Raw genomic sequence first — 233 nt, forward strand, 5'->3', positions numbered from 1 at the left:
GCGCTTCAGCGCGCTGCGGGCGTATCGCGCGCGGTTGCTCGCACGCCCTTCGTTTGCGCGCGCGGTGGAGGAAGCGCGACCGTATCGGCACCTGCTTCCGCTGGGCGCGCCTGATCGCGATTGAGCATTTCGCCGCTTTGATTTAATCGGCGTAAATGTACCTTTTAATGGCAAAAATTTCTTATAAAAGGCATATTTATGCCGGTTAACGAAGATGCGGCGCGTATTTCCAT

General features: G+C 55.8%; 1 pseudogene. It reads left to right on the top strand.

Annotation, left to right across the window (positions count from 1 at the left end):
• A pseudogene (locus tag SB751_RS35540) lies at positions 1–124 on the top strand (glutathione S-transferase family protein); the annotation flags it as partial.
• Positions 125–233: the final 109 nt, after the last annotated feature.

The organism is Cupriavidus sp. SIMBA_020 (assembly GCF_046535395.1).
GTDB lineage: Bacteria > Pseudomonadota > Gammaproteobacteria > Burkholderiales > Burkholderiaceae > Cupriavidus > Cupriavidus campinensis.